The sequence below is a fragment of the Evansella sp. AB-P1 genome, assembly GCF_029688925.1.
In the GTDB taxonomy this organism is placed as follows: domain Bacteria; phylum Bacillota; class Bacilli; order Bacillales; family Salisediminibacteriaceae; genus Evansella.
Map to the genome: position 1 here is coordinate 18,158 of NZ_JARUKY010000021.1, position 14,921 is coordinate 33,078.

Annotated in this window: 16 protein-coding genes; 6 read left to right on the forward strand and 10 right to left on the reverse strand. The window is 34.8% G+C overall.

What is annotated here, in order from left to right; all coding sequences use genetic code 11:
* The first annotated feature begins 146 nt into the window (after positions 1-146).
* Positions 147-284, forward strand: a complete 138-nt coding sequence (locus QA612_RS18595) for a hypothetical protein (protein WP_278285327.1) — start codon at positions 147-149, stop codon at positions 282-284.
* 54 nt (positions 285-338) lie between these two features.
* On the opposite strand, the gene QA612_RS18600 is transcribed toward QA612_RS18595, so the two are convergent.
* Positions 339-527, reverse strand: a complete 189-nt coding sequence (locus tag QA612_RS18600; RefSeq protein WP_278285328.1) for a hypothetical protein — start codon at positions 525-527, stop codon at positions 339-341.
* 324 nt (positions 528-851) lie between these two features.
* On the opposite strand from QA612_RS18600, the gene QA612_RS18605 reads away from it, so the two are divergent.
* On the forward strand, positions 852-1,478 hold the full coding sequence (locus QA612_RS18605; RefSeq protein ID WP_278285329.1) for a YktB family protein: 627 nt from the start codon (positions 852-854) through the stop codon (positions 1,476-1,478).
* A gap of 41 nt (positions 1,479-1,519) precedes the next feature.
* On the opposite strand, the gene QA612_RS18610 is transcribed toward QA612_RS18605, so the two are convergent.
* Entirely contained in the window at positions 1,520-1,798 is a 279-nt protein-coding gene (locus QA612_RS18610; protein ID WP_278285330.1) for a UPF0223 family protein, read from the reverse strand.
* Between the two features lie 136 nt (positions 1,799-1,934).
* Here QA612_RS18610 and QA612_RS18615 point away from each other — a divergent pair, with 136 nt between their 5' ends.
* Complete coding sequence (locus tag QA612_RS18615; protein WP_278285382.1) at positions 1,935-3,419, forward strand: aminotransferase class I/II-fold pyridoxal phosphate-dependent enzyme; 1,485 nt, start codon at positions 1,935-1,937, stop codon at positions 3,417-3,419.
* A gap of 652 nt (positions 3,420-4,071) precedes the next feature.
* The gene (locus QA612_RS18620) at positions 4,072-4,239 is read left to right on the forward strand and encodes a hypothetical protein (protein ID WP_278285331.1); all 168 of its coding nucleotides are present in this window, start codon (positions 4,072-4,074) and stop codon (positions 4,237-4,239) included.
* 232 nt (positions 4,240-4,471) lie between these two features.
* On the opposite strand, the gene QA612_RS18625 is transcribed toward QA612_RS18620, so the two are convergent.
* From QA612_RS18625 to QA612_RS18645, 5 genes are all read right to left on the reverse strand, one after another.
* Complete coding sequence (locus QA612_RS18625) at positions 4,472-4,591, reverse strand: GapA-binding peptide SR1P (RefSeq protein WP_278285332.1); 120 nt, start codon at positions 4,589-4,591, stop codon at positions 4,472-4,474.
* 315 nt (positions 4,592-4,906) lie between these two features.
* A complete protein-coding gene (locus tag QA612_RS18630) occupies positions 4,907-5,203 on the reverse strand; it encodes a DUF3055 domain-containing protein (RefSeq protein ID WP_278285383.1) in 297 nt (98 codons plus the stop codon).
* 405 nt (positions 5,204-5,608) lie between these two features.
* A complete protein-coding gene (locus QA612_RS18635; RefSeq protein ID WP_278285333.1) occupies positions 5,609-6,070 on the reverse strand; it encodes a hypothetical protein in 462 nt (153 codons plus the stop codon).
* 255 nt (positions 6,071-6,325) lie between these two features.
* Entirely contained in the window at positions 6,326-7,468 is a 1,143-nt protein-coding gene (locus QA612_RS18640; protein WP_278285334.1) for a peptidoglycan DD-metalloendopeptidase family protein, read from the reverse strand.
* A 23-nt stretch (positions 7,469-7,491) separates the two neighbouring features.
* Positions 7,492-8,424: a polysaccharide deacetylase family protein gene (locus tag QA612_RS18645; protein WP_278285335.1), complete on the reverse strand. Its 933-nt coding sequence runs from the start codon at positions 8,422-8,424 to the stop codon at positions 7,492-7,494.
* 244 nt (positions 8,425-8,668) lie between these two features.
* Here QA612_RS18645 and QA612_RS18650 point away from each other — a divergent pair, with 244 nt between their 5' ends.
* Both QA612_RS18650 and QA612_RS18655 read left to right on the forward strand, forming a co-directional pair.
* Positions 8,669-10,183 carry a glycine betaine uptake BCCT transporter gene (locus QA612_RS18650; RefSeq protein ID WP_278285336.1) on the forward strand — a complete coding sequence of 505 codons (1,515 nt, stop codon included), beginning with the start codon at positions 8,669-8,671 and terminating at the stop codon, positions 10,181-10,183.
* 350 nt (positions 10,184-10,533) lie between these two features.
* Entirely contained in the window at positions 10,534-10,938 is a 405-nt protein-coding gene (locus QA612_RS18655; RefSeq protein ID WP_278285337.1) for a hypothetical protein, read from the forward strand.
* 188 nt (positions 10,939-11,126) lie between these two features.
* Here QA612_RS18655 and lpdA read toward each other — a convergent pair whose 3' ends face one another.
* The 3 genes from lpdA to QA612_RS18670 form a co-directional block, all read right to left on the reverse strand.
* A complete protein-coding gene (gene lpdA / locus QA612_RS18660) occupies positions 11,127-12,536 on the reverse strand; it encodes a dihydrolipoyl dehydrogenase (RefSeq protein ID WP_278285338.1) in 1,410 nt (469 codons plus the stop codon).
* Positions 12,537-12,540: 4 nt separating this feature from the next.
* The gene (locus tag QA612_RS18665; protein ID WP_278285339.1) at positions 12,541-13,842 is read right to left on the reverse strand and encodes a dihydrolipoamide acetyltransferase family protein; all 1,302 of its coding nucleotides are present in this window, start codon (positions 13,840-13,842) and stop codon (positions 12,541-12,543) included.
* A gap of 99 nt (positions 13,843-13,941) precedes the next feature.
* Positions 13,942-14,919, reverse strand: a complete 978-nt coding sequence (locus tag QA612_RS18670) for an alpha-ketoacid dehydrogenase subunit beta (RefSeq protein ID WP_278285340.1) — start codon at positions 14,917-14,919, stop codon at positions 13,942-13,944.
* Between the last annotated feature and the right edge of the window lie 2 nt (positions 14,920-14,921).

The window sequence follows — 14,921 nt, forward strand, 5'->3', positions numbered from 1 at the left end:
TAACATTTTTATTACAATGATACTCCTTGCTTCTTCTAATCGCAAATAATCTGACAAAAGATTATGTTTTCATTAATTACACTTATTCCGTAACTAATAATTAATTAATGAATAATATGAAACATGCCAATTTGGAGGTTTCAACAATGAGGAACACTAATTACGATGATTTTGAATCTATTAGCAGAAAATGGCTTTGGAAGTTAAAATCAAGTAATATTTTAGAATATGGGCAAGGTACAGCAACTGAAAATGAAGATATTTTATTGAATCATAATAAATAGGTACATTTATAATGCAAAAAAAGTGAACCGTTATAGGTTCACTTTACCATTTTATTAAGCTTCTAAAAGAATCCACTCGTTCCTTAATTCTGCCAACTTCTTCTTACTTTTTACGATTTGCTCATTATCATCTTTTTGAAGTGCATCAAATAGTGTGAGGAGTTCATAGTCAAGCTCCAACTTTAAAACGGGAATTCTTTTTTCTCCGTCTTTTCTCTTTAACGTTTGAATAACCTTTTCCATGACTAACACCCCTTTTCATTTTTTCAATTAAAATGAGTTAGAACAATAATAAACCAAATTTTCAGATATTTCAAACTATAAGCATATGCGCCTGTCTTAATTCTATAGAATTACTATAGCATATGAGGGAAAACTTCAAGTTGGAACTATTATTTTCTGTTCTTTCTCATTTTCCACAACATAATTGTGTTTAAACATTTCTATACCATGAATTGCATCAGAATTTAACAATCTGAAATAATATGATAAACTAAAAAATATTATTTTTTTTGTAGACTGAATAAACAGAGATAGAATGGAACATTCCATTAGAAGGAGGCTTTTATGACATTCAAAGGATTTAATAAAATTGATTTTACCACATTTAAAATTGATGGATTAGACGAAAGAATGGAAGCAATTCAACAAAGAATACAACCAAAATTTAAAGAACTTGGTGATGAATTATGCCCATTTCTATCTTCTATAGTGGATAATGAGATGTATCTACATATAGCAAAACATGCTCGACGTAGTGTCAATCCCCCTAACGATACGTGGATGGCCATTTGTCATAATAAAAGGGGCTATAAAAAGCATCCTCATTTTCAAATTGGACTATTTGATGACCACGTGTTTATTTGGTTAGCCTATATTTACGAACTCCCAAATAAACAAGAAATTGCTCAAAGGTTTTTAGATGATATACATTCAATACGTAAAAATATTCCTTCTCAATACGTAGTATCATTGGATCATATGAAAAAAGATGCCGAAACATTAGGTACTATTGATCTTGAAAAGGCGCTTCTTCGTTTTCATGATGTGAAGAAAGCAGAATTTCTAATTGGACGACATATAAATCATACTGACCCATTGTTACATGATGGGGAAAAATTCGTATCCTTTATTAAACAAACGTTTGAAGATTTAGTACCTCTATATAAGACATCCATGAATTCCGATATTTAAGATATTTTTCTAACGAGAAAAAGCTCGCTTTCAGCGAGCTTTTACATTTTTAATATAGGCGAATTCTTATCTTCCTTAGCTTTTTTTACTGTATGATACGGTGATTGACCTGTTTGCTCTTCATATTTTTTAAAATCATTTCTTTCATCAGCTTTACCTGGAACTATCTCCTTAAATCGACGGTATAAAGCTAAGAAAAGTGCCCTCTCAACCCCTTTTTTATAAGCTAAATCTACTGCTTCATAAAAATTTACTACATCAATAATTTCTTCTTTTGACCAATCCATTGAAATAGGAATTTGAATATTCTTTTCCTTCATTATGTCACCTCTTAAAATCTTTACTTTCCAAGCACTGTGTATTTTGGTATACTCTCTATGTTTTATTAGAAGGATAACAAATATATACTTCACATGAAACTAATAAGAATTATATAATCCCGAGGTGAATTCATTGATTAATAAAAAACAACAAACCACTCCATTATTTGACGGACTATTAGCCCATATAAACCAAAGCCCGGTCCAATTCCATATTCCAGGTCATAAAAGCGGAAAGGGAATGGATCCTCGGTTTAGAGATTTTATAGGAGATAATGTATTATCTTTAGATTTAATAAATATAGCTCCTCTTGATGACTTACATCACCCTAGTGGAATCATCCAAGAAGCTCAACAATTAGCTGCTGAAGCATTTGGAGCAGATTATACTTTCTTTTCTGTTCAAGGTACAAGTGGGGCAATTATGACTATGATTATGAGTGTATGTGGGCCAGGAGAAAAAATTATAGTGCCACGTAACGTACATAAATCCATTATGTCTGCAATCGTATTTTCTGGTGCAACCCCTATTTTTATTCATCCTGAAATTGATGATAGGCTAGGGATTTCTCACGGTATCACAACGGAAGCAGTAAAAAAAGCTATTACAGCTCACCCTGATGCAAAAGGACTTCTAGTTATAAACCCAACATATTTTGGTGTATCTGCTAATTTAAAAGAAATTGTTAATTTAGCACACTCTAAAAATATACCTGTACTCGTTGATGAGGCTCATGGTGTTCATATTCAATTTCATGAAGACCTTCCTTTATCTGCAATGGAGGCGGGGGCGGATATGGCAGCCACTAGTGTTCACAAGTTAGGAGGATCACTCACACAGAGCTCTGTGCTTAATGTTCAAGGGGATCTTGTTTCACCTAATAGAATTCAAAGTATTATAAGTATGTTAACCACAACATCTACATCCTACTTATTACTAGCATCATTAGATACAGCAAGACGAAACTTAGTGATACATGGAAAGGATCAATTAACGAAAACCATTAAATTAGCAGAAGCAACGAGAGAAAAGCTAAATCAAATCCCAGGTATATATTGCCCAGGAAAGGAATTACTAAATGAACACGCCATATACGATATGGACCCAACCAAATTAACGATTTCCATTAAAAATTTAGGGATTACAGGTTATGAAGTTGAAATTTGGCTTCGTGAAAATTATAAGATTGAAGTAGAATTATCTGACCTATACAATATTCTATGTATTATTACAATAGGAGATACGGAAGAAAAAACTGAATTACTAATAGAAGCACTAAGAGAGCTATCATTCAAACAGCAAACGTATATTAAGGAGCATCAGAATGAGAAAGTAAGTGTTCATGTACCAAATATCCCTACATTATCTCTATCTCCAAGAGATGCCTTCTACGCAAATACAGAAGTTGTTCCATTGAAGGATTCAGCAGGCAAAATAAGTGCAGAATTCGTCATGGTCTATCCACCAGGAATTCCAATATTAATTCCTGGTGAAATAATCGATGAAGACAATCTTCGATATATTGCTAAAAATATTGAAGTAGGTTTGCCTGTTCAAGGACCAGAAGATCAAACATTAAAAACAATTCGCGTAATTCAAGAAAGAAAAGCTATTATTTAAATAGGCTACCCTAAAAATAGAAACGGTTCAGGAGTGGAAGGTAGCGACTCCAGTGACGAGCATATGCTTCACGAATAAACTTCGAGTTGTCTCGACGCATATAACAACAGAGCAACACTTGCAGAGGCAGAGACAGGACCATGTGCTTTAGCTGTATACAAAATTGTCTAGTGTGGAAGTTGAGGCCGTGCCCCAGACACTGTGAAGCATGAACAGATGTCGCACTTATGCCTGTGGTGAAAGTATCCGGAAGAAACGGATAAATCTCCTTTATCCCTTTTGCAGGTTCATTGGCTTCCTTCTATGTGCCTGCAAATCTTTTTTTCCTGTTGCGGGAACATTGTCCGACGCTTTCTTTCGTCTACCCTGAAAATACGAAAATGCGGGATGAATGAAGCCGATATTCTTCCCGCAAACGGTGGAAAAACAAAAATGCGGGATGAATGAAGCCGTCATTGTTCCCGCAAACGATGGAAAATACGAAAATGCAGGATGAATAAAGCCGCTTTTGTTCCCGCAAACGATGGAAATACGAAAATGCGGGATGAATGAAGCCGTCATTGTTCCCGCAAACGATGGAAAAACAAAAATGCAGGATGAATAAAGCCGCTTTTGTTCCCGCAAACGATGGAAAAACAAAAATGCGGGATGAATGAAGCCGTCATTGTTCCCGCAAACGATGGAAATACGAAAATGCGGGATGAATGAAGCCGTCATTTTTCCCGCAAACGATGGAAAACGAAAATGCGGGATGAATGAAGCCGATATTCTTCCCGCGAACGGCGGAAGATCACAAATACGGGAAGAGAATATACCTTAGAAAGAGATTTTCATTCCACATGGTGCAAGCCTTCACTTGCATCGGCAGTCTACCCTGAAATTTTTCACTTGCATCGGCAGTCTACCCTGAAATTTAGTATTGGTTCAGTAATGTAAGACGGCGACTCCAGAATAAAATTATCAGACTGTATAGAATAGCCAAATAAAAAGAAACGGAGCCTTATAATAGGGCTCCGTTTAAATGAAATTAATCTATTGTATTTGTAACATTATTATTCTTCTGAATGTCCACCACTACACTCACTACAGCATTTCCCATACAGAACAGATACTTTTTCCCCTTCATAATAATCAATAACCTGTTCACAAGATTGGCATACAATACTTTCCATGTACGATGCACCCCTTTAAAATTTTGTAAGCGCTTTAGCTTAATTCTATTTTAGTATGTCACTTTTGGTGTGTCAATATATATTGTATAACATTATTCATCAAAAAAAGCCCATTTATTATAATTTGGATTAAATGAGACAATAAAGTTATACTATTATAAATTACTGTATAACGATTTTATGTCATGAAAGAAATAATATAAATGAAGCTAATAATTAGAATATAGGTTGTTCCACGAAATGTTACATTCTGATTCCACATAAAAGGACACATTATCACGAAAAATAATGTGTCCTAATTTTTAATGTATAATATTATTCATTGTACTGTGCTTCTCGACTCATATGAGGTAAAGATACTTTAAAGAATTCGGACAAGGCTTGTGCTTCTTCCACGTCATTTAACTTTAAGCTTCTTTTTAGGAAATCAACATCTTCAGCCTCTTCAGCACACATTAAAAAGGAGCGACCAGTTTGCATACAAGTTATGAGTGGCTTTCCAAAAAACATATTCGTATATACTAGGCCAAAATCATAACGTGCATTTTCAGTAGTCATACCAATAAATCTCACGTTCACACGTTCCGTCTCGTCATAAAGCCTCTCATACATCTCCACTAAAAATCCCTCCTTAAATATCTGAATATTCTTAATTATAATTTAATTTAAAACAATTTGCAAATTTAATGTTTTTATTGTGTAGGAATTAACATTTGCTTTTGATTATTTTAAACTAAATTCATATTAATAAGTAGAATTTTAGATGGTATGATGAAAGAATAGTTGTCAATAGAAAAGCGCAAGGCGCCCCAATTACGCCTAAGTACAGACCACGTCCTGACTCCTAGACATCGTTAGAAAAAACTTATAAATTCTTATCTTCCTAGGTAAATAAAATATGATTCCACGAACCTCCTACGAATCGATTTGGTAGGGTCAAAGAATAGTTGAAATTTATCCCCATCAATTAATTAAGGGGCTTTCTTTGCTTTATATTTGTAACAAAAACATAAAAAACTATGCCTCTTCTTCTTCTTCAATAAAAGCCATTCTCTTCATTTCAATAAATTTTACTAATTCATTTATAAAATCTATGTCTTGTTGGGTAATTAAGTAGGCGCTTGCAGAAATATTCAATGAAATAACGTAAGCTAATTTCTCTTCTTCATAAATTGGAGCTAATATTATTTGGTTTCCGTTTTTTTTCATTAATACAGTGCCTCTAAAAGAACATAGTGAAATAAAACCAAAACCAAACCTTTTCCCTTTTCTTGCCATTGTTTCTCCTAGTACAAACTCACGCTTAAAACCTCCATTTGTCATAGGAGAGTACACAGCTAAAATACAATGGTTAACTCCCGCATGATAGATCGTTCTTAAAACTTTTTCAAGAAACTCTTCTTTATTAGATGAATAATCATATGCAAGACCTACTTCCATTCTTAATTCATCTAAAAATTGAGACTTTGACTTTTTCATGGGTTCACCACCTAGAAATAATAACTTGATATGTGAGGTTTACTAAGTTTAGCATAATAAATTCACTTATTTTGTCGACTTATGTCAACAGATCAAATTAATACATGCGTAAAATTTTAGCTATAATTAGACAAAAATCCTGCATATGTTTGAATTTTCCACTTATCACAACCATTTATTTACAATTAATTATAATTATTTCCATTTTTCACACAAAAAAAGAGAGATGGTATATTCCTCCCTCTCTTTTGGTGTTTAATTCCAAATACTTCGCAATATTCGCTGTACTTCCTCAGGTGAATAAGGTTCCCAAAATAATTCTCCATAAATCAGTAGATCTTGATGTAAATGTAAACCTAATCCTGATTGATTGTCTACAGAATAACTTGTTCCAGTATTCCCCACATATCCAATAACAGTATTAGCATCTACCGTTTGTCCTAATGTTAATTCATCTGGAATACGATGAAGATGAGCAAACCGATTCATTACACCGTTTTGATACTGTACCCAGACCTGCTTTCCACGCAATCTATCTAATATATACTCAGGAGTAAAACCAATTTCAGCTGAAAGTCTAAGGTCTTCATTTCTTATTTGTGCAGATTCGTATTCCTCAAAATCGTGATCCACTCTAACTACCACACCTTCGCCCATTGCTCTAATTGGTGTGTCTGTAGTAATAACAGCACCTGTCCCATATTCATACCAATCAATACCTTCATGTGTTCCGTTACGATAAGGTCGCGGGGCACCTGGTAAGTGGCTAATTACTGTACTAACTTGAGCATTTTCAATAGGTCTTTCTAAAAAAGATAAATAATTAATCATTTCTTCTACAGACATAGAGTGTAGATCAAATGATTCTTCTCCTCTTGAGCTCCAAGCTTGAATCACTTCATCTTCCCATAAAAATGCTAATGTTTCTGTTTCATTGTCAACATTCATTTCCGTTTCAAAACCAACCTCTAGAAATGAAATGGTCACATATGGAGTGAGTGTCTCTTGATCAATTTCAAGATATACTTCCTCAGATAGATATTCCCCATCTACCTCTAATACTGGCACCTCATAAACGAGATAAAACTCTCTACCCAATACGTTCATTTTTAACGTACGATTGATTTCATCAAACTCATATGTCCCTTCCACTTCTTCCATTAATGCTTCTACGCTAACAACAGTATGATTATTTATCTCAGTAGTTGTTAGCGTAATATCATGTATAATTTCTTCTAATTCTCTTTCTTGGTGTTCTTTTTTATTTTTTTCAATATGATTCTTTGCAGATCTTTCATTATATTCGTTCATATTATTGGGCTCTGCCTGTTCATTGGATAATAAAGTACAGCCCATTAAAAAAATACAGGTCAATAGAATTAAAATAGTTCCTTTCATGAAATAACAGCCCTCTCGAAAATCTATTTAATTAAAGAAGGATTAACAATTTCAAACCCTTTTTCTTGTAATCCCACGACAATATCGTGCAATGCCTCTGTAGTAAAATCTCGATCATGCATTAATAAATTGGCACCATTTGTTAAGGAAACACCTTCACTAGTTGGATCAAGCATTATTTCTGTTAATGCTTCAGCATCACCGACATATTGTGGAAAATAGTCAAATCCGTATGACCAATTCATCCACTGCATCCCTTCCTCTTCTACTACTTGTCTAGAATAATCTGTATTTGCACCAAATGGCGCACGGAAAAAACGAGGTCGTTCCCCTATAATTTCTTCGATCAAATCATTTAGCTCTACAATTTGTTGACGTTGCTCCTCTTCGGAAATTTCTCGTAGATTGGGATGAGTCATTGTATGATTACCAATTTCAAAGCCCATTTCATATAATTTTCTTAACATTTCTCTATTTTCTTCAATATGAGATTCACTACCTTGTAATCCTGCTCCATTTACAAAGAAAATAGCACTTGCATCTAAGTTCTGTAAAATTTCAGCCATTTCAAGAGCATAGTATTGTTTTTTTGAACTAGTATCGAAGGAATCATCAATTGTTAAAAGCACGACATTACTATTCGTAGTTTCTGGTTCAATTGGTCTAACTGTCCAAACCTCTGTTAGTTCATATAATGGATCCTGTACTTCCACAACTTCGTCCTCATCTTCTTCCTTCCCATTATCCTCATTAATATCTCCATCTACAGCCTCATCTTCTTCATTTCCTTCATTCATATCGGTATTTTCATTTGATTCATTACTATCATTATTGTTTTCATTATTGTTTATTTGTTCGTTATTTTGTTCGTTGTTGTTTTGTGCATTGTTATTACTGCATCCTATTAAAAACATAATAAATAAAATTACACTTAAAAATATTAGTCCTTTTTTCATCCCTAAACCCCTTCTTTCTTTTTATAACATTTTCAACACACCTTATAAAAATACAAATTCCCTATTCAATGTTACTTATCTAATTTTAGCAACTAGAATAGTTTTTCCGAAGTTACACATAATTAGTTTAGTTTCATGCATTTTTATAGTAGCACTTTAAATATTGCAGGCTATTATTTACTATACTATATTTTTGCTTTGCTACATACATTCAAAAATATTTTTGTGGAGGAAAATTGTTGCTATGAAAAAATTAACTAATGTTTTTATTATTTCTGTTATTATTGCAGGTGCATTTATATTATGGGGAGTCATAGCTCCAAATAATTTAGATGCGGTAACATCTTTAATCCAAGGACACATCACCGATCAACTAGGATGGTTTTATCTTCTAGCAGCTACAGGCTTTTTGTCCTTTGCTTTATTTCTAATTGTAAGTCCAATGGGGAGAATAAAGCTTGGAAAAGAAGGAGAAGAACCTGAATATAATTACTTAACGTGGTTTTCCTTTCTTTTTACAGCAGGCATGGGTATAGGTCTTGTCTTTTGGGGAGTGGCAGAACCACTTTATCATTTTTATTATCCTCCTACTGCAGAAAATATTGAGACACAAGAAAGAGCAGCGGCAATTGCTCTTCGATACTCATTTTTTCACTGGGGGTTACACCCTTGGGCTATTTACTCTGTAGTAGCACTAGCGTTAGCTTACTTTAAATTTAGAAAGGATTCTCCAGGTGTGTTAAGTGCTGCCTTTCAACCACTACTAGGAGATAGAATAAATGGTCCCCTTGGTACAACAATCAATGTAATAGTTGTATTTGCTACTATTTTTGGTGTTGCAACATCCCTGGGCTTCGGTACTGCACAAATCAGTGGTGGAATTTCAAATTTGTTTCTAATTGAAAATTCAACTTTTCTACAGATGCTTGTAATAATCGTTATTACTATACTTTATATGGCGTCTTCACAAACTGGATTGAATAAAGGGATCCGTATATTAAGTAAAACTAATATATATTTAGCTATTTTCTTAATGCTATTCTTACTTTTTTCTGGTCCTACTAACTTTATTATGAATTCTTTTACACAAACAATAGGGGGGTATATACAGAATTTAGTTAGAATGAGCTTTCAATTAGATACCTTTAATCCGGAATCCGACTGGGTAGAGGATTGGACAATTTTTTATTGGGCTTGGTGGATAGCTTGGGCTCCCTTCGTCGGTACATTTATAGCAAGAGTATCCCGTGGACGTACAATTCGAGAATTTATTGTTGGTGTTATTGCAGTTCCTACGATTTTTGGGGCTCTCTGGTTCTCAGTCTTTGGTGGAACTGCTATTCATCTCGAACTTTTCGATAATATTGATATAATGGGAGTCATTGAAGAATCAGGAATGGAAATCGCTTTATTTACTGTGCTTCAAGAGTATCCATTTGGATTAATCACGTCCGGTCTTGCAATCTTATTAATTGCTTCCTTTTTTATCACATCAGCAGACTCAGCTACATTCGTATTAGGAATGCAAACAACGAATGGTAGTATGAATCCACCTAATGGAGTAAAGTTTATTTGGGGAATTATTCAATCATTAACAGCAGCAGTTCTACTTTGGTCTGGTGGACTTGATGCTTTACAGACAGCTTCCATTATTGCAGCTTTTCCATTCACCATTATAATGATCTTTATGATTGCCAGTTTAGTTAAAGCATTAAGAGCTGAAAAGATTCCCCCCAGAAAAGTTAAAAAATATGATTAAACTACTTCTTAACAGGAGTAGTTTTTTTAGTTTTTTGTCATATAGACTGTAGTTAGGATGAAAATAACGTGAGGGACGGCAACTATAAAAAAAGAAACCTTTATTATAGCAAATATAAATTTTATGTATCACAAGCTTTCATTTATATAACAGTTATGTTACGAAGGGTTTTATACATAGAAAAAATGCTACTATTTTAAAAGAAAGTATAAAATTTTTACTTCGAAAGTTGTCTAGGAGACAGGATGTCGATGATTTAACCTTTGCCTACAGGACTTAGGCGTAATTGGGGCGCCTTGCGCTTTTCTTAATTATGCTTCATACATGTATTAATCTAAGGGGGGATGGGATTGAAGAAAAAGATAGTCATTTTTTTGTTTTCTTCATTCTTCCTATTGATTAGCTGTCAAATTACAGATACTAATAGTTCGTATGATCCTTCATTATATACAAATGAAAACGAACCAACCACTTTCTTGTTTTCTGACGAAAATCATATCCAAGAAGAAAGTAGCTATTACGATGCATTACTAGAATTTAATAGGATACACCCAGAATATAATCACAGTATAAATATCATTCCTGCTTATGAACAACAGCTTACCAATTATTATAATATTAATGTTTTTCCAACTCTTATTGTCATCTACGATTTAGATGTAATGGTAAGAATTGAGGGGTTAAAAGAAACCAAAGAAATATTAAAAGTATTAGAAAGAAACCTTTTACACTTACATGAAGAAGTCTCTTCTTAATAGCTTAGATCATATAATAATGTAATGTGTCACATTCGAATAGGATGTGGCATAATTTTTTTGGGGGTTATCCTGAAAATACAAATAGTTCAGTAGTGAAGGGTGACGTATACTCGTTAGAACTTACCCTTCTGAAAATGAAAAAACCAGACGATAATTAAATCGCCTGGTTTTAAATATTAACAAGATTATTTTACAATATGAATTGGCATACCAAGAGCAACTTCTGCAGTTTCCATCGTAATTTCCCCTAAAGATGGATGTGCATGAATTGTTAATGCTAAATCTTCTGCAGTCATACCTGCTTCAATAGCGACACAAGCTTCAGAAATCATATCAGAAGCATTTGCTCCAGCAATTTGTACACCTAATACTAGGCCATCTTCCTTACGTGTAACCATTTTTAAGAAGCCATCTGTTTCATTTAAGGAAAGTGCTCGTCCGTTAGCTGCAAATGGGAATTTAGCCACTACAACATCGTAACCTTCATCTTTCGCTTCTTTTTCAGTTAAACCAACTGTTGCGAGCTCAGGTCCTGAGAACACAACTGCCGGGATTGCTGTATAATCAATTACTGATGGATGACCTGAAATAGCTTCTGCAGCTACTTTTGCTTCATAAGATGCCTTATGGGCCAATTGAGGACCTGGTGCAATATCACCTATCGCGTAAATATTCTTTACTGAAGTGCGGCATTGCTCATCAACCTTAATGATACCTCTATCGTCGATTTCTACACCTGCTTGTTCTAAACCAAGCTCTTCTGTGTTAGGTTTACGTCCTACAGTTACTAATAGGATATCCCCTTCGAATTCTTCAATCTTTCCTTTAACTTCAGCTTTAACTTTAATTCCGTCCTTTGTTTCTTCCATTTCTTGAGCAAATGCTTCTGTTTTAATCGTAACGCCCATTTTCTTAAGACGTTTTGATACTAATTGACTCATTTGTTTTTCAAATCCTGGAAGGATAGACTTTGTACCTTCTAAAATCGTTACTTCAGAGCCTAAGTCAGCATAGGCTGATCCTAATTCAATTCCAATATAGCCTCCACCGATTACGATTAATTTTTTTGGTACTTCTTTTAGAGTAAGTGCTCCTGTTGAAGATACAACACGATCACTAAATTTAAATTTAGGTAACTCGATTGGACGAGAGCCAGTAGCAACAATACAATTGTTAAACTTGTATGTTTGAGAAGATTTTTCATCCATAATTCGTACAGTAGAATCATCTACAAAGAAAGCTTCCCCTTTTACAATATCAACATTATTACCTTTTAATAGTCCTTCTACTCCGCCTGTTAATTTTTTAACAACTGAGTCCTTCCATTTTTGAACCTTAGTAAAATCTAATTTAACCTCACTAACAGAAATACCCATATCTTCAGAATGGTTTGCTTTATGATAACGGTGGCCAGCTTCAATAAGTGCTTTTGAAGGAATACAACCTACGTTTAAACAAACCCCACCTAAGTTTTCTTTTTCAACAACTGTTACTTTCTGTCCTAGTTGAGCTGCACGGATTGCAGCAACATAACCACCAGGACCAGATCCAATCACAAGTGTATCTACTTCAATAGGAAAGTCTCCTACTACCATAATACTATCCCTCCATAACAATTAATTGTGGGTCATTTAAAAGTCGTTTAATATGGTTCAGTGCATGCTGTGCTGTAGCACCATCAATGATCCGGTGGTCAAAGCTTAATGATAATGCAAGAACTGGAGCCACAACTACTTCACCATCACGAACCACTGCTTTTTCAGCAATACGACCAAGTCCAAGAATAGCAACCTCTGGGTGATTAATTACTGGTGTAAACCATTGTCCCCCAGCAGATCCAATATTAGTAATCGTACAAGAAGCACCCTTCATTTCATCGCCTGATAAAGAGCCTTCACGAGCTTTCGTAGCTAATTGATTAATTTCATCAGAAATAGCAAAGATAGATTTACGATCAGTATCCTTAACAACTGGAACTAATAACCCTTTTTCTGTATCTGCTGCTATACCGATGTTGTAATAATGCTTGTGTACAATCTCATCAGTAGAATCGTCAAGTGATGTATTTAACATTGGGTATTCACGTAGTGCAGATGTAAGAGCTTTAACAACATAAGGAAGGTAAGTAAGTTTAATTCCTTTTTGTGCACCTACTTCTTTAAACTTCTTACGATGTGCAACAAGGTCCGTTACTTCTATTTCATCCATTAATGTTACATGTGGAGCAGTATGTTTAGAGTTAACCATTGCTTTTGAGATAGCTTTGCGAATACCAGACATTTTTTCACGAGTTTCTAACTCTGCATTTGCTGGAGTATATGGAGCTACTGGTTTCTTTTCTGCTACTGAAGTATCAACTGTTTGAGATTCCTCTGCAGCTGGAGCTTCTGCTACTGGTGCACCACCAGAAACAAAATTATCGATATCTTCTTTTAAAATACGACCATTTTTACCTGATCCTGCAACCTTAGCTATCGTTACACCTTTTTCACGTGCATATTTACGTACGGAAGGCATTGCAATTACACGGCGATTTTCATCTACTTCCACATGTGCTGCAGGTTCTGATGCTTCTTCTTCTTTTGCTTGTTCTACAGCTTCAGTTTTTTCTTCAACTGGAGCATCTTCCTCATGATCACCATGAGCTGATGGAGGTTGAACAGCATCTGTTTCAAAGGTAATGATAACTGTACCAACTGTAGTTACTACGCCCTCTTCTACATGGATCTTGTGAACCTTCCCATCAACAGGTGATGGAATCTCAACAACAGCTTTATCATTTTGCACTTCACAAAGGACATCGTCTTCCTTAACCTCTTGCCCTTCTTTAACTTCCCATTTTACTATTTCACCTTCATGGATTCCTTCACCAATATCAGGCATTTTAAACTCATATGCCACGACTAACGCCTCCGTTTCATTTCTATGATTATCTTTTCAATTAAAAGTAAGGAAGGTGAAAAGGGAAATTCCCTTTTCAACCTTTATCTTTTGATAGTATTAAAATTCAACAACTTCCTTTGCTTTTTCAACAATGTCTTTATAACTTGGTAGCCATGCATCCTCTGCAGAAGCAAATGGGAAAATTGTATCTGGAGCAGTTACTCGTAATACAGGTGCTTCTAAGCTCAGAATTGCTCTTTCATTTATTTCAGCTACTACATTCGCTGCAATACCTGCTTGTTTTTGAGCTTCTTGAACCACGATAACACGATTTGTTTTTTCTACTGAAGAAATAATTGTTTCAATGTCTAAAGGACTGATTGTCATTAAGTCGATTACCTCTGCATCAATTCCTTGTTTTTCAAGCTCTTCAGCAGCTTTTAATGAAGAATGAACCATTGCACCATATGTGATAATGGAAATGTCTTTTCCTTCACGTTTAACATCTGCTTTTCCTAGTGGAATTGTGTACTCTCCTTCTGGAACTTCACCACGGAAAGAACGATATAATTTCATGTGTTCTAAGTATACAACTGGATCGTTATCACGAATTGCAGAAATTAATAAACCTTTTGCATCATATGGTGTTGATGGTATAACTACTTTCAGACCTGGTGTTTGATACATTAATCCTTCTAAGCTGTCAGCATGAAGTTCAGGAGTCTTTACCCCTCCACCAAATGGGGAACGTATTGTAACAGGAGAATTGTAAACTCCACCAGAACGATAGCGCATACGAGCCATTTGAGCAGCAATCGCATCAAACGTTTCAAATACGAAACCAAAGAATTGAACTTCCATTACTGGACGAAATCCAGTTACACTTAATCCAACAGCCAATCCACCGATACCAGACTCAGCTAATGGAGTGTCAAAAACACGATCTTCTCCAAACTCTTTTTGTAATCCTTCTGTTGCACGGAATACCCCACCGTTTTGTCCTACATCTTCACCGAACAAAAGGACATCTTCATTATTCTTTAATTCCACACGCAATGCGTCAGTTATCGCTTGAATCAATGTCATTTGCGCCATAG

Coding starts and splice junctions, on each gene's coding strand:
- QA612_RS18595 (WP_278285327.1), top strand. CDS start 147: ATGAGGAACACTAATTACGATGATTTTGAATCTATTAGCAGAAAATGG.
- QA612_RS18600 (WP_278285328.1), bottom strand. CDS start 527: ATGGAAAAGGTTATTCAAACGTTAAAGAGAAAAGACGGAGAAAAAAGA.
- QA612_RS18605 (WP_278285329.1), top strand. CDS start 852: ATGACATTCAAAGGATTTAATAAAATTGATTTTACCACATTTAAAATT.
- QA612_RS18610 (WP_278285330.1), bottom strand. CDS start 1,798: ATGAAGGAAAAGAATATTCAAATTCCTATTTCAATGGATTGGTCAAAA.
- QA612_RS18620 (WP_278285331.1), top strand. CDS start 4,072: ATGAAGCCGTCATTGTTCCCGCAAACGATGGAAATACGAAAATGCGGG.
- QA612_RS18625 (WP_278285332.1), bottom strand. CDS start 4,591: ATGGAAAGTATTGTATGCCAATCTTGTGAACAGGTTATTGATTATTAT.
- QA612_RS18630 (WP_278285383.1), bottom strand. CDS start 5,203: ATGTATGAGAGGCTTTATGACGAGACGGAACGTGTGAACGTGAGATTT.
- QA612_RS18635 (WP_278285333.1), bottom strand. CDS start 6,070: ATGAAAAAGTCAAAGTCTCAATTTTTAGATGAATTAAGAATGGAAGTA.
- QA612_RS18640 (WP_278285334.1), bottom strand. CDS start 7,468: ATGAAAGGAACTATTTTAATTCTATTGACCTGTATTTTTTTAATGGGC.
- QA612_RS18645 (WP_278285335.1), bottom strand. CDS start 8,424: ATGAAAAAAGGACTAATATTTTTAAGTGTAATTTTATTTATTATGTTT.
- QA612_RS18650 (WP_278285336.1), top strand. CDS start 8,669: ATGAAAAAATTAACTAATGTTTTTATTATTTCTGTTATTATTGCAGGT.
- lpdA (WP_278285338.1), bottom strand. CDS start 12,536: ATGGTAGTAGGAGACTTTCCTATTGAAGTAGATACACTTGTGATTGGA.
- QA612_RS18670 (WP_278285340.1), bottom strand. CDS start 14,919: ATGGCGCAAATGACATTGATTCAAGCGATAACTGACGCATTGCGTGTG.